The sequence below is a fragment of the Marinicellulosiphila megalodicopiae genome, assembly GCF_045862395.1.
GTDB lineage: Bacteria > Pseudomonadota > Gammaproteobacteria > Pseudomonadales > Natronospirillaceae > Marinicellulosiphila > Marinicellulosiphila megalodicopiae.
Map to the genome: position 1 here is coordinate 1 of NZ_AP023087.1, position 20639 is coordinate 20639.

Sequence of the window (20639 nt, forward strand, 5' to 3'; positions counted from 1 at the left end):
TAACAGTATGGTTAACTAAAAAACAAATTTTTAATTTACATTGCAATTAATGACAAAATTTCGTTTAATGAGCCGCCAGATTACGAGTGATGGATGACTTATGTTTTCATCTTTATGGCATCAATGTTTAACAATATTTGAGTCCAATGTTCCAGAAAAACAAATTACAACTTGGTTAAAGCCTCTTTCTTTACATTCTGAAGATGGCCTTAACTTTTATTTATTAGCACCTAACCGCTGGGTGAAAAATTGGGTTACCCAACATTATTTAACTACGATTGAACAAGCCATGTTGGAATTACATGAGCAAATGATGTCGGTTAAAATTGTTGATGATCTTAATGATGCAGGGGATGTTGCCGCTGAACCTGTTCCCTCACATATTCAATCTGCTAGAGAATTAGCAGAAATACCGGGTGTGATAATAAATAATGAAGCTATCGCTCAAAATGAGCCTGTAACCATTACACAACCTTTATCTAACCCTTCTTCTATATCTGTACAGCAAACTTCTCAACCCCAAGTTAATGCGATGCAAGGGGCTTCCTCGATGCCTAAAATTTCATCTCAAATGGATAATAGAAGACAGCAAACGAAAGCGCCGGTTAGAACTCATCCTAGTTTTCTTGAAACGGATTTTACGTTTAAATCGTTAATTGAAGGTAAGTCGAACGAAATTGCTTATGCCGCTGCGCAAAAAGCCGCTGAAAATCCAGGAAAAGTATATAACCCGTTATTTATTTACGGCGGGGTGGGGCTTGGTAAAACCCATATCATGCATGCCATTGGAAATGAAATTTTAGCGAATAATCCCGAAGCGCGAATTATGTATTTATCGTCTGAGCGTTTTGTTCGTGAAATGGTCAGTTCAATTCGTGATGGCGCCATCGAAGAATTCAAAAGTTTTTATCGTTCACTTGATGCGATTTTAATTGATGATATTCAATTTTTTGTGGGTAAAGAAAAATCTCAAGAAGAGTTATTCTTTATCTTTAATGCTTTATTAGAAGGCAAACAACAAATTGTATTAACCAGTGACAAATTAGCAAAAGAAATAGACGGTATTGAAGATCGATTACGCTCAAGATTTGGTTGGGGATTATCGGTTCCGGTAGAGCCACCAGAAGTAGAAACAAGACAGGCAATTTTGCAAAAGAAAGCAGAGTTAAAACATCATATTCATTTATTAGATGATGTGGCGTTTTTCTTAGCAAGCAAAATTCGCTCTAACGTTCGTGATTTAGAAGGGGCGTTAAACAAGGTAGTGGCGGATGCAAATTTTACGCAAAAACCAATTACAATTGAGACTGCTAAAGAATCAATTAAAGACATATTGGCCATGCAGGATAAACAGGTCAGTATTGAAAATATTCAGCGTGTGGTTGCTGAGTATTACAAGATTAAAATATCGGATTTACATTCGAAAAGTCGTAAGCGCAGAGTAACAAGACCAAGGCAGTTAGCCATGCTTTTAGCACGTGAATTAACCAAGCTCAGTTTGATCGATATAGGCGACAGTTTCGGTGGTCGAGACCACAGTACTGTTGTCAATGCATGCGAAAAAATAGAAGAGCTTAAACGTTCAAATCGTGATATCGTAGAAGACTATAACAACTTGTTACGTACACTAACAAACTAGAATATTGGATAACGTTCATGATCAAATTTTCCATTTCAAGAGACGCCTTAATTCACCCATTACAAATGGTTTCTGGTGTCGTTGAAAAACGTCAAACTTTACCCGTTCTTTCAAATGTATTATTCGTTGTGAAGGATGGTTTTTTATCATTAACCGGTACTGATTTAGAAGTTGAATTAGTCGGTAAAATTGCATTGGAAGGCGAGGTTAGTGAGGGCGAAATTACAATCCCAGCTAAGCGTTTAGTTGATATTATTAAATCACTTCCAGATGCAGCACAAATTAACTTTTCTCAAGGCGAAGACAAAATCGTTGTGAGTTCAGGTCGTTCTCGTTTTACTTTATCAACGTTATCTTCTGATGATTTTCCAAACGTAGATGACGAACCGGATTTACTAAGCTTTGAAATTAAACAAAGTAAATTAAAGCAGTTAATTGATGCAACCAGTTTTGCAATGGCGCAACAAGATGTGCGTTATTATTTAAACGGCATGTTATTAGAATTAACAGGCGAACATATTCGTACGGTTTCTACCGATGGTCATCGTTTAGCAATGGGTACGGTTAAATCAGAATCTGATATTACTGAACGCAAACAAGTGATTGTTCCGCGAAAAGGTATTTTAGAATTAAATCGTTTATTAACCAAACCTGATGAAAACGTTACGGTTTATCTGTCTGATCGTCATATTCGTTTAAAAACGGATCCATTTACGTTCACATCTAAGCTTGTAGACGGTAAATTCCCTGACTACGAACGTGTATTGCCAAAAGGCGGTAACAAAGACGTGATCGGCGATCGTGCCTCTTTAAAAACGATTTTCTCTCGTGCTGCGATCTTAGCAAACGAAAAATATCGTGGTGTTCGTATTAATTTATCATCTGGCAACCTTCAGGTGACGGCGAATAACCCTGAGCAAGAAGAAGCAGAAGATAACTTAGTAGTGGATTACCAAGGTGAAGATTTAGAAATTGGTTTTAATGTGTCTTATTTATTGGATGTTTTGAACGCGGTTCAAGGTGAGCAGGTTAAATTCATATTATCTGACACTAACAGTTCTGCACTTATCCATGACTTTGATACTGATGAATCGGTATACGTAGTTATGCCAATGCGTTTGTAATTCTACTTTAAGGCCTTTAATTTTTCTTTGAATTAAAGGCCTTTGATTACACTTCTGACTATCACTCTTATGTCTATATCCCAACTTTCCATTACTCAAGTTCGAAATCTTTCCCAAGCAAACCTTTCACTTTCTCCCCATATTAATATTTTTTTTGGTCAAAACGGCGCCGGTAAAACTTCGGTGTTAGAAGCTGTGCATTTATTAGGTTTAGCCAAATCTTTTAAACCTGCGCGCACTCGCTCCATGATTCAATGGGATCAAACAGAATCCGTGGTGTTTTGCAAAGTAGGAGAGGCGAACTTACCCGTTGGTATTTCCCGTAAAAAAGATGGAAAACATCAAGTTAAAATTTCGGGCGAACCTGCTACTTCTTCAGCAGAACTTGCCTCGCTTTTACCTGTACAATTAATTAACTCCGATGCGTTTTTATTATTAGAAGGGTCTTCTAAGAATAGAAGGCAGTTTTTAGACTGGGGTGTGTTCCACGTGGAACATACTTTTTTTCACCAATGGCAAAGGTTACAAAAAAGTCTTAAAAGCAGGAATATTCTGTTACGTTCTGGTAAAATATCCGACCCGCTGAGAGATACTTGGGATCGAGAATTTATAGAAGCCGCAACCGAAGTCGATAACCTTAGACAGCGCTTTTTAAAAGGCTTTGTTAAAGAGTTTGAGAGAGTATTAGGGCTTCTTATTGATTTGCCAGGTTTGAAACTGCATTACACTCGAGGTTGGGATAAAACCAAAACCGTTGAAGAAGTTTTAAAGCATAATCTACAACGTGATTTAAAATCAGGTTTTACTAATGCAGGTCCACAGAGGGCCGACATGAAATTAAAAATACACGGTGAGTTAGCCAGCGATGTGTTATCTCGCGGACAACAAAAGCTTGTCGTGTGTGCACTGAAATTAGCACAGGGTTATTACTTGTCTAAACAAACGGGTAAGCAATCTATCTATTTAGTTGATGATTTACCGTCTGAATTAGACAGCCGACACATTAAATTAATGTGTCAATTATTAGAAGAAATGGATGCACAAGCATTCATTACTTGTATCGAACAACAACAACTAGCGACATCTTGGCAGCGTCATCAGCCGAAAATGTTCCACGTGGAACACGGACGGATTGTAATCGCGCCAGAAAACGGAGTTCAAAAATGACAAATGAATATGATTCTTCCAGTATTAAGGTCTTAAAAGGCCTTGATGCGGTTCGTAAACGACCGGGTATGTATATCGGTGATACCGATGACGGTACGGGTTTGCACCACATGGTGTTTGAGGTGGTCGATAACTCGATCGATGAAGCCTTAGCGGGGCACTGTTCGGATATTAATGTTGTTATCCATACAGATAATTCAATCTCAGTATCGGATAACGGTCGTGGTATTCCGACTGAAATGCACGAAGAAGGCCAATCAGCAGCAGAGGTTATTATGACCGTACTGCACGCTGGCGGTAAGTTTGATGATAATTCATATAAAGTATCAGGTGGTTTACATGGCGTGGGTATATCCGTTGTAAACGCACTATCTGAAAAAGTTAAGTTAACCATTCGTCGTGGCGGTAAAATTCATGAGCAAAACTATGTTCATGGTGTTCCACAAGCGCCACTAGCTATCGTTGGCGATACAGAAACAACGGGCACCATGGTGACGTTCTTGCCGTCTAAAGAGACCTTTACTCAAACTGAGTACAGCTTTGACATATTAGCAAAACGTTTGCGTGAGTTAGCTTTCTTGAACTCTGGTATTCGAATCAATCTTAAAGATGATCGCTCAGGTAAAGAAGATAAGTTTATGTACGAAGGTGGTTTAAAATCTTTCGTAGAATACTTAAACAAAACTAAGCAATGCATCAACGAAATATTTTATTTCAATTACAACCGAGAAGCTGACGGTATTGGTGTTGAAGTTGCGCTACAGTGGAATGATTCTTACCAAGAAAACATCCTTTGTTATACAAACAATATTCCTCAACGTGATGGCGGAACGCATTTAGCGGGTTTTCGTGGCGCATTAACGCGTACACTAAACAACTACATCACTAAAGAAACAGCCAATAAAAAGACAAAAGAAAAAGTCGCAACAACGGGTGATGACGCTCGTGAAGGTTTGATGGCGATTATTTCTGTTAAAGTGCCGGACCCTAAATTCAGTTCTCAAACAAAAGACAAATTAGTATCAAGTGAAGTGAAGTCTGCTGTTGAACAAGAAATGGGTCGTTTATTTGCAGAATATCTAGATGAAAATCCAGCGGAAGCAAAAACAATCATCGGTAAAATGATGGATGCTGCGCGTGCACGTGAAGCAGCTCGTAAAGCGCGTGAAATGACTCGTCGTAAAGGCGCGTTAGATATTGCAGGTTTACCGGGTAAGTTAGCGGATTGCCAAGAGAAAGATCCAGCGTTATCAGAATTATACTTAGTGGAAGGGGACTCTGCTGGCGGTTCAGCCAAGCAGGGGCGTGATCGTAAAACTCAAGCAATCCTACCGCTTAAAGGTAAAATCTTAAACGTAGAACGCGCACGTTTTGACAAGATGATTAGCTCTCAAGAAGTCGGCACACTAATTACTGCATTAGGTTGTGGTATTGGTCGTGAAGAATATAACTTAGCAAAACTACGTTACCACCGCATCATCATCATGACCGATGCCGATGTCGATGGATCGCACATTCGTACGCTTCTATTAACCTTTTTCTTCCGTCAATATCCGGAGTTAGTTGAAAATGGTTACATTTATATTGCACAACCGCCTCTTTATAAGCTTAAAAAAGGCAAGCAAGAGCAATATATTAAAGATGATGAGTCATTAACCAGTTATTTAACAAGCGCAGCGTTAGATGGTACTACGTTACACGTAAGCCCTGACGCACCTGGTATTTCGGGTGCAGCATTAGAGTCGTTAGTGCATCAATACAATAATACGTTGATGATGATTAACAGAATGAGCCGTTTGTATCCACTTGAAGTGTTAAGTGAACTGATTTATCAGCCGTTAATCTCAGTTGCTGATTTATCTGATCAAGCTAAAGTAAGCGCTTGGGCAGATACTATTGATGATGGATTTGCACAAAATATTAAATCCGGTGATGCAACCTATGCCTTTGGTGTTGAGGAAGACAAAGAACGTCATTTATTCTTACCAAAAGTGACGCGGACAGCACACGGTATTGATCATGATTATGTATTTGGTTTAAACTTTTTTGAATCAACGGAATACAGAAAAATCTCTGAATTAAACAGTGCAATTAATGGTTTAATTGAAGAGGGTGCTTACGTTAAACGTGGCGATAAATCGTTTGAAGTTGATAGCTTTAAAACGGTTTTAGATTGGTTAATGAAAGAAGCAAAACGTGGTTATTATATCCAGCGTTATAAAGGTCTAGGCGAAATGAACCCAGAACAATTATGGGAAACAACGATGGATCCAGAACAACGTAGAATGTTACAAGTAACCATTGAAGATGCCATCACAGCGGATCAAATATTCTCAACACTCATGGGTGAAGATGTAGAACCGCGTCGTGAATTTATCGAAACCAATGCACTAAATGTTTCAAATTTAGATTTTTAAAAACAAAGTAAGAAATGGAAAAGCCACAGAATATTTTCTGTGGCTTTTATGGAAGAAATAGGAAAAGAATGAATATCTACAAATATATAGGAGTTTTATTTTTAATAACTTACAGTCAATTTATTTATGCAGAAAATGGAAATAATGCTTCATACAAAGATCAATTCAAAAATAAAATTGTTGAATTTGATGATAGAGAATATAAATTAGCTTGGGAAAGTAATAAAAATTCTACCGTTGCAAAAGAATTTGTAACAGGAAATGAAACGTTAAGTAATTGGACAACGTTAATTTCAATTAGAAAATTTATGTCACTGGAAATGAATAAAGTCATACCATTATATTTGAAAAAAATCGGTAATTATTTAACAGACAAACCCAAATTTTTTAAAAACAAACATATAATAGGTCGTCATGTTTTTATAGAAAATTTATTGACACCCAAAAATGAAGAATATACTGAATATAATTTAGTATTATTTGTAGAAAAACATGATGGTGTATTCATGTATCAGTATTCAGAAAAAATCCCAAGAAATGGATCAAACAAACAGGCACAAGCACTGGATGTTATTATGAACGCAATGACGGATTTATTGTAATCAACTTTTCAAATTAGCTTTATAAAAAATATTACAAAATAACTTTAAAATAAATAATAAAAAGAGAAATCTTATGGAAAACTACTCAGCACCAATATCTAATAGTTTTGATGAAGTGCAACAGCAACAAATGAATGCCCTACTAAATAATATAAATTCGAATGAAATTGTATATCACGATGAATTTATGATTGATTCAGAAGAAGGAAAGGCACCACCTACACCAATATTTATGTTTTTTCATATTTATGATGCAATACCAAAATGGTTAAAAAAATTAATAGACAGGCAAAACCAAACTCAATCTTATCAAATTGGTACAGAAGAATTTCGTGTAGGCAATGAGTTTAAGATAGGCGATATGCGTATTTCTGGATTTTCAAATGACAGGATTACTATTTTTGGTGAAGGGCAATACTATAAATTGAGCGGTTACCTTGGTATTCGTAGCACACTAAACCATGCAGGTTGCACAAATAATAATGTACATTTTGGCATACGCATTGGGGTGTTAACTCCTCAAGCACGTTATTTGATGTTTATGCTTAATCCAATAATAAAATATACATTAAAGAAAGTGATTCTAAAGGTTTATAAAGCGAAAAAAGCTGAAGAAGGAAAAGCAGAAAGCTAAAAATAAAAAAGGTCAATGATAATTATGAAATCATTGACCTTTTTAAATTTGAGCTAAAGAAAAATCAAATATAAAGGCTATGTTTAAAAGTTATGTTGCTGTATCTGCAACAGCTTGAATTCTAACAATTTTTCCTGCTCATTTAAATTTTCAGAAAACACCTGATATTTATGCCAAGCCAACATCCTAAACCACCCCAGATATTTCGGTAAATACTTACTCGCCACCCCATGCATTTTTAAATACCACTGCTTCAATTGTGAGTGATAATTGTTGATATTTTGAATATGAAACACGCCTTCTTTAGTACGCGCATTGGTTAAAACCACGTGATGCAAATGATGATTTTCACAAATTCGATGATACGCAGGCTGGCCGTCAGTACATAAAATGGATTCATCCACAATTTTTGAGCCTAAATACATCTCGATTTCGTCACCGGTTACCTGCTTTAAAACATGATCAAACTCGTGATGATTCCGATCCATCGCGGTTAACACTGCCACCCAATCTGTATTATTAAGCCCTTTTGTTGAGGCTTTTGTGCCGCGTTTTCGCGTTGGCCGATTAAGGTGTTTGTCGCCTTTTTTAGATTCTCGAAAGTAAGTTTCGTCAGCCTCAATAATGCCTTCAAGCCTGTCTTCAAAGGTGTTTTCGGCTGCATTCATATAACGGTGGCGCCAGTTAAAAGACGTCACCGAACTGATGCCCACTTTTTTAGCACAAACCCGAATGCTGTCTTGGTCCAGCATGTGCTCCAAATAGGCTTGCCAGTCGTCGGCTTTATGCTGATAAAAATACGCGCTGCCTCTTGTGCAGACAAATGTTTTTTGGCAATGATTACAATAAAACCGTTGGCGGCCGTTGCTTTTGCCGTATTTTCGCAAACGCTCACTTTCGCAATGAATGCACTTTCCATGAGAAATGCACTCTTTGGCTAAACGCTCTAATATGGGGTTTTCTTGCAATGTTAGTGTTTGGACAAGCTTTTGTTTTTGTACCGGGTCTAATTTAGCGGCTTGTTTAATTAATTTTTGAAATTGTTGGCGGTTCATACTTCGATCTATCATTAAGGTATAACTTTAGGATAGATCGTGAAATGAATTTTGCTAGTAGCAACAAAAATGTTAAACATAGCCAATATAAAGGTAGGGTATTCAACGAAGTGTTATTCATTAAAATCCAGAAAAATCCTGTTCAATTGCTTCTAAAGATTCAAATAAACATTGCGCACGTAAAACAGTATTATTAGCCTGCATAAGTTTGATTCGTACCTCTTCATTTAAAGGTAGCCACATGCATAAAAAATTCAAAAGTTGTAGGCTATTTGATGTGTCAGGTAATAACGATTGGCGCTGTAAATAAGGATGTTGCTTTAAAGTGTCATAAAGCGTGATTAAAAGTTGATGAGTCGCTACGTCAATTTCAGTATGGGTAAAAGGCAGTACATTGATTTTACTTTCCCATAAACCTGAAATAGATTGTACAGGATTGATGATTTTTACTAACTGTGTGGCTTCTAACAATAATTCCAAACTGTCATTTTGATTAAAATCTTTAATTTTTACCATACAACCAAAATTACTAAATTCAATAGACTGATTGGGTTGATGAATTTCACTGCCTTTTAATATTTGGGTGATCACAAAGGTAGAATCTGAACGCATCGTTTGACTGATCATGTTCAAATAACGTTGTTCAAATACCTTAATCTTGCATTCGCAATGGGGCATTAACGGAATATGCAGGGGAAATAAAGGCGTCATCATTTCACGAATCCTAGAATTAAATACACAATACATTGTCCTTATGAAATACAAACAGTAAAGTAGTCGATTTTTGCCTCATGAATCAAGCCTTTAGTTTTAAGTCGTCGTTACAAGCAGTGCACTTGATCGAGTTTCAAAGCGCCTGTTTAGATGAAATATATGAAAAATTACAATTTATTGAAAAAACCACCCCTAATTTAATTTTTGGCGCACCGATTGTTTTAAATTTAGAGCATATTGAGCAAGTTGTCAGTAAAGAGTACCTATATGAGTTATTGACGATGCTTAAAGGCTTTTCAATGCATCCTATAGCAGCGCAAACAAGTCGATATGAAATACAAACCTGGTTAACTGATGCCGGTTTAGCCTCTCATAAAATATCTCAAAAGAAAAATGCAAATTTCATTATTGAACAAAAACAAGAGTTATCCACAATGTTTATAGAAACAATGGATAAACAAATAGTGTATGCAAAAAATCAACATGTTATGTTGTTAGGTGATTTACCCAAACATCATGAGTTAATCGCTGATGGCAATATCACAGTTTTGGGGACAATATTTGGAAAGGTCATAGCCGGTGCTCAAAAAAGAACCAACAGTTTTGTGTTTGCATATCAATGTCAGGCACAAAAAATTAGTGTTGAACAAACTTGCTTTAAAACAGCTGAAATACCTATACTAGCCAGTCCGAGCCGTTTCTTTATTAAGAATAATCGGATAGAATATGCGGTCTTTTTTCAAGAGAAGGGAATAGTAAAATGTCAATCCAGTATAACCTAATAGAAGATGCTTTTGACTTTGCCAGTTTTGGTTATTACGGTCAAAGTGAAGCGTATATCAATATCGATACAGACGAAATCGTGCTGTATCGAGAAAATGATCCACAATATGGTGAATTACCAGCGGATATCGAAGACGATAAGTTCGTTAAAATACCTCATAAGCGTGATTTAAACCTTGGCTCAAGTTTACCAAAACGATTTGCCAAAATGTATCCAGCTATCGAATCTGAAGTTGCTGCTATTTTTAGAAAAGCAGGCGCGTATCAAAATTTCAGACAATTGCTAGCAAGAGAAGATCTGGTCATTGCTTGGCGTGATTTTGATAAGTCTGAGCAAAGCAAAGCATTATTAAACTGGTGTGAATTGAATCAAATTGATTTTGTTGAAACAGCAATAGATGATGAAGACGAAGACGATTCAGGCTTTTTTGAAGAAGATTAATTCAACGCTATTGAGTTAAAGATAGTGATAGTGCGTTATTGGTCAATAACGCACTTATTTTTCCTTTTCCTTATTTTCTACTTAAAATTATTTAAACCTCCCTACATCGCTGCATGAACCAGTTGGCTGATACAACTTGAACTCATCGACAGAACTTTAAAAAATATCGCCATCAGACAGGCTTAGTCCATTTGGGCAATAGATTGAATGGATTTACCCACTATACTCAATGCCACATTTAAGAGTGAATGAGGCAGTATATGAATTTATTTTTAAAGCATCTATGGGTCATAGTATTGCTTAGTTCTTGTTTAGATATTGAACAATTAAGCGATGATTCGACATTCAGTCAAACTGATACTTCAACCGATCAAGCCGATCAAATAGAAAACGAAACACAAACTGAAATAACTACTCAAACACACAGTGATACAACGGTACAAACTCAAACAGAATCTACTGATAGCCAGCAAACATTGTTTATCCAGGTAAAAGCCAGTTTGAATACATTAAACGACCCTTTACCAAAAACTTATTATTTTGAAGTCATTGTGCCTGCGCGTGAAAATTATGAGATTGCGCTTAATCAACAAGTTGTGACAACTGCAACTGCTGGACTGGGTGACATCATTGGGCCTGCCTCCGGTTTACGATCCACTCATACTAAAGTGTTGCAAAGTATCATGATTGAACAATCTGGCACCTACAACATTGCAGTGCAAAATGAGATCGAAACGCAGTTCTATTCTGTGGATATCGCAAATTCAGAATGTCTGAGCAATCAACAGTATTACGATCAATACGTAAAAAATAGTACAAACCAATGCTTAAACTGCCATAGCCAGACAGGAAGCGCACCATACTCTTTTAGCAGTTATTTAGACATTGAAAACTATATAGAAGGGCATCACACAACATTTGCTGCCCAACCTGGTAAAACCTATCACGGTGGCGGAAAAAGATTCGAGCAAAACGACAGCATGCATCAACGTTTTTTAAACTTACAGCATCGAATTGTGAATAACTGGGTATGTTTATAACTTGAGCAAATAACGAGCTGATTAAAATAAACGCTTGTGGATAACTTTAAACCGATTCAAATCGATGGCAAATTAATTGATAAAATCGTGTTAAATGAATCGGTTTATCCTGTTGATAAGGATGAATCGCATAAACAGGCCATTTAGGCCCTTGAATTTGCTTAGCAATGTGGACTAATTCACCAGATTCAATCAACGGTTTAGCCAAAATATCCGGTACTAACACAATCCCCAAGTGTCTCAACGCCATACCAACCGAGGCGGGTAGTGAGTTATTTTTGGCAAATTGCTTTAATTGAACGGTCTCTTGTTTTTGTGTAGATAAATCCGTTACCAATGTTTGAGCATGTTGCCACGAAGAAGCAATCCAACGATGTTCTGTTAAATCCTGTTGAGTATGAATCTCACCGTGTCTTTGAATATAAGTAGCAGACGCACAAAACACTTCCGTTAATGACCCCACTGGCAACGCCCGATAACTACTATCTGGAAGCTCGCCAATATGAATCGCCATATCTAATTGATTCTCGACCAAATCCAATGATTGATCATCTGCAATTAAAACAGGCTCAATATTAGGGTATTCAATACATAACTGTTCAATAGCAGGCAGTATGATCGAATCCTGCAAACTATGAGCAAATGTCACTGCAAAACGTCCACTAGGTGTAACGCCTTCTTCGCTTAAATCATTAAACAACAATGAAACCTGATCTTGTAATACCACACAACGCTCAAGCAATTGGGAGCCAAGCGCCGTTAAAGACAATTCACGAGTGGTTCGATTAAGTAAACGAATACCCAATTCACGTTCAAGCTGCGTAATTTGCTGACTGACTGCCGATTTAGAAATACCTAAATGTTTGGCCGCCTGAGTAAACGAATGCTTTTGTGCGACCACGGTGAATACCATTAATCGAGGTACTAATTTTAGATTGTTCATTTTTACTTAACTATATTGTCATTTTATAACTATTGTTTCATAAAATATGACTGTTAACATGGTTTTATTGAAGCGAATACACGCCTCTTTAAAATGGAGCAAACAAATGACAGCGTATGTACACGTGAGTTTTACAGTGAAAAATCCTGAATTAATGCAGGCATATAGCGCAAATGCCGCACAAACCATCAAAGCGTTTAAAGGGGAGTTTTTGGTAAAAGGGCCGGTTGTGAATCTACACGGTAAGTCTGACTATAACTTTATGGCAATGATCGCATTTGAATCTAAAGAAATGGCCACACAGTGGTATGAATCAAGTGAGTATCAAAAACTAATAGCACTAAGAAATGAAGCAATGGATTCGCAGTTTTCATTAATTAATGGCTAAACAAGTAAGTATCCAAAAGATTTAAATAGACTGGAAAAGTCTATATCATCTGTCTTTAGGATACTTAAAACAGCCACAATACAAAGAGAGCATAATGACAAATACAGAATTAATGGACTCGTTAAATATTCAGAGAAATGGATTAGACAATACAAACAGAGTGTTAGAATTAAATTTAAAAGAAATGGACACTCATAAAGATTTATTAACAAAAGATGAAAAAATAAAAGTATTGGATTTATGGCGTTGTGTTGCGCAAAGTATTATTAATATAGAGTTAATCAATGAAGAAACTTCAGGAAATTATTTATTAAACACACAACAAAAAATAGAACAATTTCATTTAAATTTATTGTCATTTTCAACAGCGTATCGATTTGCACTTCAATTTATAGCGTTAATTGAAAAAGATAAACGTTGTGTAAAAATATTAGAACAAAAAAATTCTTCATTAGGCCTTCAAAAAAGTGCATATAAATTATTTAAATTTCACTTTTTAAATATAAAAATGGCCAGCCGCTTCAGCGCATTATTATTAGTATATAAAACCAATTCCGAATTAATGGCTGATCCACAACAAAGCCAATTTTTAGAAGATAAGAACATTATTTATCAATATGCAAAAAGTGAAGGGGTAAAACTGACCCTTAAAAATGCATTAAATATATTAAAAACCGGCTCGTTTAAAGCGTGGTTTCCTATCCAAAAAGGCGTTGCCAATACCATTGGTAATATTAAAGTTTGGCGAAAAGGACAGTCTTTAATCACAACAGAGCAAGTTGAACAATTATTAACCACTATAGAACCTGGCGATATTTTGCTGCAAAGACGAGAATGGCAAGCCACCAATGTGGGCATTCCTGGGTTTTGGTCCCATGCAGCTTTTTATCTGGGTAATAATCAAGTTCGAGTTGCTTTTTTTGAAGATGTTGAAGTGAAAGAGTGGGTGAAAGGCAAAGGAATGGAAAGCGGCGAGTTTTCAGAGCTACTGCAAACCACTTATCCAGAAAAATACGCAATGATGCAACAAAAGCAAAATGAGAAAGACAGAAACGTCATTGAATCCATTGCGCCAGGAGTGGTCTTTACCTCATTACACCAGTCTTTATTATGCGACAGCGTTGTTGTTCTTCGTCCAAGATTATCCAAACTAGAAAAAGCCAAAGCCATATTTAACGCATTTTATTATGCAGGTTTGCCTTACGATTATAATTTTAATTTTTTAAAAGATGACGCGTTAGTTTGCAGTGAATTAATTTATAAATCCTATCAAAAAACAGACAAGCAAAAAGGCATTGAATTTCCAATCAATAAAATAGCAGGAAAAGTCATGATGCCTGCAAACGACATTGCAAAAATGTTTAGTGAACAAGTTGAAACTGACAAACAACAATTGGAAATGGTGTGTTTTTTAGATGGTAATGAAGCTGAAAAAATAGCCGTTGAATCGACTCAAGATGAATTTGTTAAAAGTTATAAGCGACCTAAGTGGCATGTATTTTTGAATGAGAAAATTTAAATAATGAAAGCGAAAATATTGAAAAAATTATGAAGTGTAGTTAAAAAAAATAAAAAATCAGTTGTTAATTTAACCAATCTCTCGCAGTTTGATTAATAGCAATTAGTGCAGGGTTTGATAATCGTCGTTCACTTGATATCGCAAAAAATTTTTCACGAATGTCTTCGCATTGTCCAATTATTTCAACTTGATATTGGTTAGCAACTTCATTGGCGATAGCGGATGGCACAATAAAAATGCCTGCGCCTGCTTGACCAAAGGCTTTCATCAACGCGCTGTCGTCAAATTCTCCTGTGATATTTGGATGAAGGTGCAATTTATCAAGCCATTGCAGAAGCTGGGTCTGTACTAATGACAGGTCGCTGGGGATCAATAATGGCGCACCTGATAAGCACTTTGGAAAGCTTTGAGTTAACTCTTTTGCTAAATTAGGTGCTGCCATAAACGACACACCACATTCTCCTAGAGAGTGACTAAATCCACGTACACCAAGGTGTTGGGGAATCGGTCCATCGGCAATAATTAAATCTAATTTATGAAGGGCTAATTCAGCTAAAAGGCTTTCAAGGCTATTTTCTTTACAAATGAATCGAATAGGATCATCTAAGTTCATAGCAGGAGCAAGAAGACGATACGCAATAGATTTTGGCACGACATCCGCCACGCCTACTTTAAGAACCTGGGTGCGATCTGTAGAGGCATTTTTTACCGATTGTTCTAACTCACTTCCCAAAGAAAAAATCTCATCAGCATAGCTTAATACCATGCGACCAGTTTCCGTCAATTCTAGATTACGGCCAGCTTTAGTAAAAAGCGCTTCGCCTAATTGTTCTTCAAGTAAGCTAATTTGCCCACTGATGGTTTGAGGAGTGATATGCAAATATTCACTGGCTTTAATGATGCCACCTTGTTTTGCTGCGGCCCAAAAATATCGTAAATGCTTGAAATTGATCATAATTATAATAGTTCGAGAAAAACTGATAATAGCGAATGATTATTCGATTATATATTATAAGATTTTGTTTGTATGCTTAAAACTCAAACGTAATTAATCCAATATTGGAATCAGGAGAGAAAGATGAAGATCAAAATTAAAGCCCGTCATTTAGCATTAACTTCAGAGTTAAAAAACTATGTAAAACGTCGTATTCTTTTTGCATTAGATTCGCGTCGTGAAAACATAAAACGCATTGAGGTGACACTTTCTGATATCAACGGACCAAAGGGTGGAGAAGATAAACGTTGTCAGGTACTGGTTAAGCTTAATGGTCAGCAAGATGTGATCATTAATGACAAGCAAGTACAAATATTTTCAGCGATCGACAAAGCCGCGGACAGAGCAAGTCGATCAGTATCTAAACGTATTGAGCGTTTACAGCATAAAGCGACTCGTATTAAATCGGTTTTTCGAAAAGTTAGACCACAAAAAAGTGAGAAGCCAGATATTTATGAAGAGTATGAAAATGAATATGGGTATTTTGAACACGCGTGAGTGGTCTATGCTCAAAATCTGAAAAACTAGAAAATATGTTATAAAGGCGAATTCATTATTTAATATGTGGTTCGCCTTTTTTGTTTCTTTAGTATTCTCCTGTCTGTCTTGATAGTCTGTTTGTTTTGGAATGGGAGAGCGATTTTACATTGGTTCAAACTTAGCGGTTATTGAAATGATGATGTGTCTGGGTATGATATTAAAAACGTTTGATATTCAAAAGGTAGACAATCAAAAAGCTCAAATGGATGTTTCAATCTATTTGAGAATGAAACATGGTTTGAAGTTGGTGTTGATTGAAAAATCCATTTAGTTAATAGATTCTAAATACTGTTCTACCACATCATATCCTAAATATTTATTTGTTAAAGTGATATACGGTGATCGTTGATTTATGCCAATAAATGCTAAAACGATGTTATTGTTTTCTGGATGATCGACTGCATTGCTAAGTAAGAAATTAATCAATAATATATTGGTTGATTTAGCTTGTTTCTCTTTCAATAACTCGATTACCCATTGATTTGATTCAATCGAAACTTCAATGCTTTGAATTAATATATTTTTTTCAAATACTTTAGAGTTGGGCCATTTCTCTTGAGCGTTATTTAAGTTTGTGGTTGTATTTGTACTAAAATTGTTTTGTACAAACGCTGAGAAGTCATCAATTAATGGGTGATCTTTAAAAGAAATGCCGTATTTGTTGTATAAATAGTTTTTTCTATTTTTTAAAGTTTCGACTATTACTGTGTGTTGAATATTCCTATTGTGCTTATTTTTCTGCAATCTATAAAAGCTTGAGTAAAGATTATGTTTGAAATTATTAGGTAATGTAGATTCAACTAATCCAAGTTCTTTTATGTCTTTTTCTTTAAACTCGATCGTTTCCAATACTGTATAAATAGGTAAATACAATTGTTTGATTTGAACTTCATTATAATGATCGTAGAATGTATTAAAATACATAAGATAATTAGAAAAAACATCAAAATTTGATTGATGTTCATTCATTAGTTGATGAGTTTTATAAAACTGATTAGCATGTTCTGAATTGTTATAAAATGAATTATTCTTCAAATATACAGAGTTAGTTTTATCGGTTGATGTAAAATTTGTAAAAAATGGGTCAGTTGTAATACGATTTATTTCAACTGATTCGGGTGCAAAAAAAATAAGAGCCAGACTTAAGGATTCGACTATGATGGATGATACGATAAGTACCTTCAGCCAGTTTATTCTCTTCTTGAACTTTTTCATATATTTAACGACCATCGGATTCCCAATCAAACAACCAAGCAGCCAACCCTAAAAACACAGCACTCATAATCAACAAAAACCAAATATGCGATTGTACTTCCATTAAGCTTGCGCCTTCATTACTGACTTTGCGTGCGGCTGTGACAATATGAGTTAAGGGTAAAAACTCGCTGAACGTTTGTAGGCTTTTTGGCGCACCTTCTAGGGTGAACCAAATGCCACTCAAACCCATCATTGGCCAAGCTAAAATATTGAGTAGTCCGCCTGTTAATTCTTCTGATCTTGTTCGCGCTGCTATCAGTAAGCTAAAACTTGTCAGACAAAATGCGCCAACTAAAAAGATTAAAAATAAATGCCAGTATTTGCCAAACATTAATGTTTCAAAAATAAAGTGTGTGCCCAAATAAATCACACAACTTGAAAACATGACAACTAATAAACGCGAACATAAATGTGCCAAAATAAATTCACCTGATCGAATCGGCGTGGCTCGAAAGCGTTTTAATACGCCATTTTTTCGATAACGTACAATCGCGTAACCCACTCCAAATAAACAGGAATACATGATACTCATGGCAATGATGCCAGGCAGTACCCAGTCGATGTAACGAATATAGGTGCCTTCTACACTGGTTCGACTGTAGTCATGATCGTCCGCTAATAATAAACGCTCTATCATGTAACCTTTTGGTGAGGTTCGGTTGACCCAATAATGGCGTTGGTCGATGTCTATTAATAAATCTAATTGGTGTCGTCGAATTAAATCTTCGGCGTAAGACGGATCGTCATAATGAATAAAATTTATATGTTTTAAATCCATAACAAGGGGTTTGTTGATGTACGCGTCTTGTTGACTTAATACACCCACTTGATATAAATCGTTTTGAGATTTAAAAATAAACGCAAATCCAAACACTAATAAAAATGGAAACAAAAATGACCACATAAAGGAATAACGGTCTCTAAAAAATTCTTTATTGCGCGCAGCAAAAACTGAATAAAAACGCTTAATCATTTAATGAGTTTCCCGTTAATTTTATAAACAAATCATCCAAGGTACGTTGCTGGATATTGATGTGGGCAATATTGATGTGGTTTTCTAGTAAAAATGAAATGGCTTCGGGTAAATTTTCTGTTTCTAATTCAGCGTTTTGTTTGTGAAAAATCCAGCCGTAGTTTTCTAGGGATTGTTTAAATTCAGTGATGTCTTCAATGGGTAAATTTAATACTGAACGATTAAAGTGTTTACGCAACAATTCTAAAGGCTGGCCTTGCTCTATAATTTTACCTTGATGCATGATGGCAATTTGGTCACACAATTGATGCGCTTCATCCATGTAATGGGTGGTTAAAATAATAGTTTTACCAAGTTGTTTGATCGACTCAATTAATGTCCAAAAATCACGTCGGGCATGTGGATCAAGTCCTGTTGTTGGCTCATCTAAAAAGATCACTTCAGGATCATTGATCAATGCTAAAGCAAGTAACAAGCGTTGACGTTGGCCGCCGGAGAGTTTTTTTACATCGCGATGTAAAATATCTTCTAACTGGCAAGATTGGATAATTTGGTTTTGATCAAGTGTAGATGGATATAGGTTTGAAAACAGCGCTAAGGTTTCTTTGACTTTAATGAAATCAGGTAATGCAGTGTGCTGAAACGTCATACCTATATATTGATTAAGATGCATTTTTTTAGGAAGTGCAGGAAACACAACACTGCCACTGTCTGCTTTGCTGATGCCTTCAAGAATTTCAATACAGGTCGTTTTACCTGCACCATTGGGTCCTAATAAACCAAAGCATTGGCCTTTAAAAACATTAAAATTAATGCCGTCGACAGCATTGATGCCTTTAAAGGATTTTTTTAAATCGGTGATTTGAATCACGATGTCTTGAAAATGAGGCATAAAATATTGTTAGACATGAAAAAACATCCATTCTAACAACTGAGGATTTATAGCGCGAATTTATATGTGTGTTGGGCAGGGACTTTTATATGGAATTAAGCGTGTTTAGCTTCGTCATCAAGGCTGTCTGTATTTTCATCAAACACACGGTATCTGCCTTTGCCTGATTCTTTTGCGTGATATACCGCAACATCGGCTTTTTTCATGATGCTAATATGATTGTCAGTTAAGTAATCGCCTTCGGCCACTCCTAAGCTTAAGCTGATTCTATAATCAAACGTTTCAAATTCAACATTGCCTGACACATGTTCTAAAATATTTTTTGCAACAGTTTCAACGGGTAAAGGGTGAATAAATGAATCCACAATAACTGTAAATTCATCGCCACCTAATCGACATGCAACGCCATTAGATCCGGTAGCATCTTGTAAGCGTGTGGCAATTCTTTGAAGTAATAAGTCACCAGAGTCGTGTCCTTTGGAGTCATTGACCCATTTAAAGTTATCTAAATCGATAAAAATTACTCCAACCTTTGAGTGATACGCTTGAGAGTGAGCAAAACTTCTAGCTAGCTGCTCTTTAAACATTCGTCGATTGGGCAGTTCAGTTAAGGCGTCAACATAAGCCATTTCTTCTAAAAGACTTTGGTCAGTTTCAATTTGAGAAAGCATTTGGTTAAAACCATCTACCAATTCGCCCACCTCATCATTGTATCGTTTTAACGCGCGTTGGGAGAAATCTCGATTTTCTTTAACATCATTAACCACATCTTTAAGCGCTAAAATTGGTGAAGTAATCATTGATAATAATCGATAAGTCGCAACGTAAGCCACAAATGCGCCAATTGTTCCGATACCAAGAATGCTAAATATTATGCTCCAAAATCGTTGATTTAATTCTGAGACATCAACATATAAAATCAATGCACCGCGAATTTGATCGTCTTGATAAATGTACTGATGACTGCGTAATAATTGAGTTTGAGGAAAATAGATGCGTTCAGGTGAATTTCTAATATCACATTTATAGTCATATTTGGGGTACTCAATTTTGGCCACAATTTTATTTAATGCATCAAACCCTTCAATTTCAGAAAAACGGTAAAGGCAGGCATAGAGTACATTGGTATCAAATTTTAAAGACTTTAAATTTTGGTCTGCTTGAGTGGCGTCATCAAAAGCAATTGCAGCGGATGAACGTTTGGATAATACATCGGAAATTGCTTGGTACTTTTCTATAAAATTAAGTCGGCTGTTATGTCGGTCTACAAAACTAAAGACAATAGATGTCACCGCTAACGACAGAGTTAGCAATATAGCGGCAGTGGTGACCACCTTGCGCTGTAGACTTAAATTATTAAACCAATTTCTCAAGTGACCTCTTAACTTCATAGAATATTTTGATCTCTTAATTAACTATAGCTTGGGAAAGTTAGTTCACAAAATTTGAATGTAAATAAACTTGAATTTACGTAAACAGTTGTAAGTTTTGAAACAGTACATTTATTCAAGCAAGT

21 protein-coding genes are annotated in these 20639 nt (G+C 36.0%); 13 read left to right on the forward strand and 8 right to left on the reverse strand.

What is annotated here, in order from left to right; translation table 11 throughout:
- Positions 1 to 100 precede the first annotated feature (100 nt).
- From dnaA to TYM08_RS00030, 6 genes are all read left to right on the forward strand, one after another.
- A complete protein-coding gene (gene dnaA / locus TYM08_RS00005) occupies positions 101 to 1639 on the forward strand; it encodes a chromosomal replication initiator protein DnaA (RefSeq protein ID WP_422380917.1) in 1539 nt (512 codons plus the stop codon).
- A gap of 20 nt (positions 1640 to 1659) precedes the next feature.
- Positions 1660 to 2763, forward strand: a complete 1104-nt coding sequence (gene dnaN, locus TYM08_RS00010; RefSeq protein WP_422382852.1) for a DNA polymerase III subunit beta — start codon at positions 1660 to 1662, stop codon at positions 2761 to 2763.
- Between the two features lie 69 nt (positions 2764 to 2832).
- The gene (gene recF / locus TYM08_RS00015) at positions 2833 to 3930 is read left to right on the forward strand and encodes a DNA replication/repair protein RecF (RefSeq protein WP_422380918.1); all 1098 of its coding nucleotides are present in this window, start codon (positions 2833 to 2835) and stop codon (positions 3928 to 3930) included.
- Entirely contained in the window at positions 3927 to 6347 is a 2421-nt protein-coding gene (gyrB, locus tag TYM08_RS00020) for a DNA topoisomerase (ATP-hydrolyzing) subunit B (RefSeq protein WP_422380919.1), read from the forward strand. Before recF ends, gyrB begins: the two co-directional genes overlap by 4 nt.
- Positions 6348 to 6361: 14 nt before the next feature.
- Positions 6362 to 6949, forward strand: coding sequence for a hypothetical protein (locus TYM08_RS00025; protein ID WP_422380920.1), 588 nt, complete (start codon positions 6362 to 6364; stop codon positions 6947 to 6949).
- A gap of 73 nt (positions 6950 to 7022) precedes the next feature.
- The gene (locus TYM08_RS00030) at positions 7023 to 7583 is read left to right on the forward strand and encodes a hypothetical protein (RefSeq protein ID WP_422380921.1); all 561 of its coding nucleotides are present in this window, start codon (positions 7023 to 7025) and stop codon (positions 7581 to 7583) included.
- 83 nt (positions 7584 to 7666) lie between these two features.
- On the opposite strand, the gene TYM08_RS00035 is transcribed toward TYM08_RS00030, so the two are convergent.
- Both TYM08_RS00035 and TYM08_RS00040 read right to left on the reverse strand, forming a co-directional pair.
- Positions 7667 to 8638 (reverse strand): IS1595 family transposase, encoded by a 972-nt coding sequence (locus tag TYM08_RS00035; RefSeq protein ID WP_422380922.1) that lies wholly within the window; start codon positions 8636 to 8638, stop codon positions 7667 to 7669.
- 120 nt (positions 8639 to 8758) lie between these two features.
- Positions 8759 to 9352 (reverse strand): LON peptidase substrate-binding domain-containing protein, encoded by a 594-nt coding sequence (locus tag TYM08_RS00040; RefSeq protein WP_422380923.1) that lies wholly within the window; start codon positions 9350 to 9352, stop codon positions 8759 to 8761.
- A 77-nt stretch (positions 9353 to 9429) separates the two neighbouring features.
- Here TYM08_RS00040 and TYM08_RS00045 point away from each other — a divergent pair, with 77 nt between their 5' ends.
- From TYM08_RS00045 to TYM08_RS00055, 3 genes are all read left to right on the forward strand, one after another.
- Complete coding sequence (locus tag TYM08_RS00045) at positions 9430 to 10134, forward strand: septum site-determining protein MinC (protein WP_422380924.1); 705 nt, start codon at positions 9430 to 9432, stop codon at positions 10132 to 10134.
- Positions 10113 to 10577: a hypothetical protein gene (locus tag TYM08_RS00050; RefSeq protein ID WP_422380925.1), complete on the forward strand. Its 465-nt coding sequence runs from the start codon at positions 10113 to 10115 to the stop codon at positions 10575 to 10577. The genes TYM08_RS00045 and TYM08_RS00050 overlap by 22 nt, the downstream gene beginning before the upstream one ends.
- Positions 10578 to 10837: 260 nt before the next feature.
- Positions 10838 to 11617, forward strand: a complete 780-nt coding sequence (locus TYM08_RS00055; RefSeq protein ID WP_422380926.1) for a hypothetical protein — start codon at positions 10838 to 10840, stop codon at positions 11615 to 11617.
- Between the two features lie 46 nt (positions 11618 to 11663).
- On the opposite strand, the gene TYM08_RS00060 is transcribed toward TYM08_RS00055, so the two are convergent.
- Complete coding sequence (locus TYM08_RS00060) at positions 11664 to 12560, reverse strand: LysR family transcriptional regulator (RefSeq protein WP_422380927.1); 897 nt, start codon at positions 12558 to 12560, stop codon at positions 11664 to 11666.
- A 106-nt stretch (positions 12561 to 12666) separates the two neighbouring features.
- Between TYM08_RS00060 and TYM08_RS00065 the strand changes: the two genes are divergently transcribed.
- The gene (locus tag TYM08_RS00065) at positions 12667 to 12948 is read left to right on the forward strand and encodes a DUF1330 domain-containing protein (RefSeq protein ID WP_422380928.1); all 282 of its coding nucleotides are present in this window, start codon (positions 12667 to 12669) and stop codon (positions 12946 to 12948) included.
- Positions 12949 to 13042: 94 nt separating this feature from the next.
- Entirely contained in the window at positions 13043 to 14467 is a 1425-nt protein-coding gene (locus tag TYM08_RS00070; protein ID WP_422380929.1) for a YiiX/YebB-like N1pC/P60 family cysteine hydrolase, read from the forward strand.
- A 64-nt stretch (positions 14468 to 14531) separates the two neighbouring features.
- Here TYM08_RS00070 and nhaR read toward each other — a convergent pair whose 3' ends face one another.
- Positions 14532 to 15422 carry a transcriptional activator NhaR gene (gene nhaR, locus TYM08_RS00075; protein WP_422380930.1) on the reverse strand — a complete coding sequence of 297 codons (891 nt, stop codon included), beginning with the start codon at positions 15420 to 15422 and terminating at the stop codon, positions 14532 to 14534.
- A 123-nt stretch (positions 15423 to 15545) separates the two neighbouring features.
- Between nhaR and TYM08_RS00080 the strand changes: the two genes are divergently transcribed.
- Both TYM08_RS00080 and TYM08_RS00085 read left to right on the forward strand, forming a co-directional pair.
- A complete protein-coding gene (locus TYM08_RS00080; RefSeq protein ID WP_422380931.1) occupies positions 15546 to 15959 on the forward strand; it encodes an HPF/RaiA family ribosome-associated protein in 414 nt (137 codons plus the stop codon).
- 130 nt (positions 15960 to 16089) lie between these two features.
- The gene (locus TYM08_RS00085) at positions 16090 to 16272 is read left to right on the forward strand and encodes a hypothetical protein (RefSeq protein WP_422380932.1); all 183 of its coding nucleotides are present in this window, start codon (positions 16090 to 16092) and stop codon (positions 16270 to 16272) included.
- Here TYM08_RS00085 and TYM08_RS00090 read toward each other — a convergent pair.
- The 4 genes from TYM08_RS00090 to TYM08_RS00105 form a co-directional block, all read right to left on the reverse strand.
- Positions 16269 to 16970: a hypothetical protein gene (locus tag TYM08_RS00090; RefSeq protein WP_422380933.1), complete on the reverse strand. Its 702-nt coding sequence runs from the start codon at positions 16968 to 16970 to the stop codon at positions 16269 to 16271. The genes TYM08_RS00085 and TYM08_RS00090 overlap by 4 nt on opposite strands.
- Before the next feature lie 250 nt (positions 16971 to 17220).
- The gene (locus tag TYM08_RS00095; protein ID WP_422380934.1) at positions 17221 to 18231 is read right to left on the reverse strand and encodes an ABC transporter permease; all 1011 of its coding nucleotides are present in this window, start codon (positions 18229 to 18231) and stop codon (positions 17221 to 17223) included.
- Complete coding sequence (locus TYM08_RS00100) at positions 18224 to 19123, reverse strand: ABC transporter ATP-binding protein (RefSeq protein ID WP_422380935.1); 900 nt, start codon at positions 19121 to 19123, stop codon at positions 18224 to 18226. Before TYM08_RS00100 ends, TYM08_RS00095 begins: the two co-directional genes overlap by 8 nt.
- Before the next feature lie 95 nt (positions 19124 to 19218).
- The gene (locus TYM08_RS00105; protein ID WP_422380936.1) at positions 19219 to 20496 is read right to left on the reverse strand and encodes a diguanylate cyclase domain-containing protein; all 1278 of its coding nucleotides are present in this window, start codon (positions 20494 to 20496) and stop codon (positions 19219 to 19221) included.
- Between the last annotated feature and the right edge of the window lie 143 nt (positions 20497 to 20639).

Bases quoted from the DNA above. Each gene is read 5' to 3' on its own strand.
- dnaA (WP_422380917.1), top strand. From the start codon at position 101: ATGTTTTCATCTTTATGGCATCAATGTTTAACAATATTTGAGTCCAAT.
- recF (WP_422380918.1), top strand. From the start codon at position 2,833: ATGTCTATATCCCAACTTTCCATTACTCAAGTTCGAAATCTTTCCCAA.
- gyrB (WP_422380919.1), top strand. From the start codon at position 3,927: ATGACAAATGAATATGATTCTTCCAGTATTAAGGTCTTAAAAGGCCTT.
- TYM08_RS00025 (WP_422380920.1), top strand. From the start codon at position 6,362: ATGGAAAAGCCACAGAATATTTTCTGTGGCTTTTATGGAAGAAATAGG.
- TYM08_RS00030 (WP_422380921.1), top strand. From the start codon at position 7,023: ATGGAAAACTACTCAGCACCAATATCTAATAGTTTTGATGAAGTGCAA.
- TYM08_RS00035 (WP_422380922.1), bottom strand. From the start codon at position 8,638: ATGAACCGCCAACAATTTCAAAAATTAATTAAACAAGCCGCTAAATTA.
- TYM08_RS00040 (WP_422380923.1), bottom strand. From the start codon at position 9,352: ATGATGACGCCTTTATTTCCCCTGCATATTCCGTTAATGCCCCATTGC.
- TYM08_RS00045 (WP_422380924.1), top strand. From the start codon at position 9,430: ATGAATCAAGCCTTTAGTTTTAAGTCGTCGTTACAAGCAGTGCACTTG.
- TYM08_RS00050 (WP_422380925.1), top strand. From the start codon at position 10,113: ATGTCAATCCAGTATAACCTAATAGAAGATGCTTTTGACTTTGCCAGT.
- TYM08_RS00055 (WP_422380926.1), top strand. From the start codon at position 10,838: ATGAATTTATTTTTAAAGCATCTATGGGTCATAGTATTGCTTAGTTCT.
- TYM08_RS00060 (WP_422380927.1), bottom strand. From the start codon at position 12,560: ATGAACAATCTAAAATTAGTACCTCGATTAATGGTATTCACCGTGGTC.
- TYM08_RS00065 (WP_422380928.1), top strand. From the start codon at position 12,667: ATGACAGCGTATGTACACGTGAGTTTTACAGTGAAAAATCCTGAATTA.
- TYM08_RS00070 (WP_422380929.1), top strand. From the start codon at position 13,043: ATGACAAATACAGAATTAATGGACTCGTTAAATATTCAGAGAAATGGA.
- nhaR (WP_422380930.1), bottom strand. From the start codon at position 15,422: ATGATCAATTTCAAGCATTTACGATATTTTTGGGCCGCAGCAAAACAA.
- TYM08_RS00080 (WP_422380931.1), top strand. From the start codon at position 15,546: ATGAAGATCAAAATTAAAGCCCGTCATTTAGCATTAACTTCAGAGTTA.
- TYM08_RS00085 (WP_422380932.1), top strand. From the start codon at position 16,090: ATGGGAGAGCGATTTTACATTGGTTCAAACTTAGCGGTTATTGAAATG.
- TYM08_RS00090 (WP_422380933.1), bottom strand. From the start codon at position 16,970: ATGAATGAACATCAATCAAATTTTGATGTTTTTTCTAATTATCTTATG.
- TYM08_RS00095 (WP_422380934.1), bottom strand. From the start codon at position 18,231: ATGATTAAGCGTTTTTATTCAGTTTTTGCTGCGCGCAATAAAGAATTT.
- TYM08_RS00100 (WP_422380935.1), bottom strand. From the start codon at position 19,123: ATGCCTCATTTTCAAGACATCGTGATTCAAATCACCGATTTAAAAAAA.